This is a genomic window from Acidovorax sp. KPB24-03, assembly GCF_057546605.1.
Map to the genome: position 1 here is coordinate 1 of NZ_BAAJYR010000575.1, position 1758 is coordinate 1758.

Sequence of the window (1758 nt, forward strand, 5' to 3'; positions counted from 1 at the left end):
CCGGTCACCCCTGTCGCGCCAGTGGCGCCCGTCACGCCGGTCGCCCCGGTGACGCCCGTGGCACCGGTCACCCCTGTTGCGCCCGTGGCACCTGTGACACCCGCTCCGGTGGCGCCCGTGGCCCCGGTGGCTCCCACCGGGCCCGTCGCGCCGATGGGGCCAGTGGCCCCCGTGGCTCCAGTGGCGCCCGTCGCACCGGTGCCCACGCCAGGGGCGCATTGCGTCAGCTGGCCCGTGGCGGCGTTGTAGCAAGTCAGGCTGGCGTTGGTCGGCGAGGCGGACAAGCCGGGCACATAGACCTCACCCGTGCCTTGCACGCGCAGGCGTTCCTGGCCGCCCTGGCCCTTGACCACGAATCCTCCGCCGGCAGGGGGCGTGACGGTGATGTCCGCGGCCAGTACACCGGCGGCATGCAGGGCGAGGACGGAACTCAGTGCGGGAACGACCCAGTAGCGGTGCAGGCGATTCTTGGACATGGGGAAACCCTCTCTTGTCTAGCAGTGTGTTGAATGTCTTTTCCAGCGGTTGGGCCCGCTGGTGATGTCCGTCAGCCGATCCGGCGGGAAGGGGCCGCGATGTCGCGCCGCTTCCAGAACATGCCCATGCCGATCAGCAGCGACAGCAGCATCAGGCCGTACTCGCTGAGCGTCGGAATGGCTGCCACGGCGGTTGCGGCGCCGATCTGGACGGTGCCGGTCACGGTGGCGAAGTTGCGCACCACGGTGGCGTTGGGACCCAGGTTGACCACGGCCGTGCTGCCGCTGGACGATACGAGCTGCACGTTCTGCCCCGGAGCGCCTTGCACGGTGAGCGTGCCCAGCACGGTGATATTCGTGCCGGCGGGCAGCACGAAGGTGCGGCCGGTGGTGCTGGAGATGGTCAGGTTCTGGAACACGAAGTTGCCGCTGATCTGGCTGGTGTTGCCGGGATCGCAGCCGTCGCGCAGCACCACGGTGTTGTTGCCGGTATTGATGTTGCCGCCGGAGATGAGATTGCCACCCACCGAAATGACGCCATTGCTGCCCGTGACATTGGAGCCCGAACTGAAGGTGGCGTCGGTGTCCACGGTCACCGTGCCGCCATTGAGGTTCAGCGTGCCTTGCATGTCGAGCGCGGAGCAGCCCAGATCCGTCTGGCCTCCCGCGGGAACGTCGAGCGACGAACCGGGCGGAAAGACCCATTGCGCGGCAGCGGGGCTGCACAGGACCAAAGCGGTCGCCAACCCAACCAGGAGCCGCCCGAGTGCTTGTTTCATACCGAATTCCTTGATTTGACCGGACAGGCTCGACGACCGGGTCACTCCTGCCCGGTCAGCCATGTCCGTGTGAGTCCGCATTGCGGTTTTCTAATTGACTATCGACGCCGCATCATCGCTAAATAAATACTGTCTTGCAAACAAAATTTAACGCCTGTGACGATGGTGCATCACTCGGGAAAACGCCCATGGCGAAGGCCAGATCACACATTCGTTGATGCAGGTCAGCCCGCCTACCAGTCTTCCTTCACGGCCAGCACCGCCTGCCGTCCCCCGGCCGCGCGCCCCGCCAGCCAGGCGGTCACCGTGCCGGTGGCCAGCACGGCCGCGCACAGCGCCAGCAACCGCAGCCATGGCACCCGCAGGTCCATGGTCCAATGAAAACTCTGGGGGTTGACGACGTGCACCAGTACCACTGACACGGCCAGGCCCAGCACGGTGCCTGCCACGGCACCGATGGCGGTCCAGGCGGCGCCTTCGCCGGCCACCACGGCCAGCACCTG

General features: G+C 66.7%; 2 protein-coding genes and 1 pseudogene. All 3 read right to left on the minus strand.

From position 1 onward, the window contains the following. Window positions 1-476: pseudogene (locus AC27KI_RS24090) on the minus strand (collagen-like protein); the annotation flags it as partial. A gap of 71 nt (window positions 477-547) precedes the next feature. Further along, window positions 548-1255 carry an IPTL-CTERM sorting domain-containing protein gene (locus tag AC27KI_RS24095; protein WP_487116256.1) on the minus strand — a complete coding sequence of 236 codons (708 nt, stop codon included), beginning with the start codon at window positions 1253-1255 and terminating at the stop codon, window positions 548-550. Between the two features lie 233 nt (window positions 1256-1488). Next, on the minus strand, window positions 1489-1758 hold a 270-nt coding region (locus AC27KI_RS24100), incomplete at its 5' end, for an FtsX-like permease family protein (protein WP_487116258.1).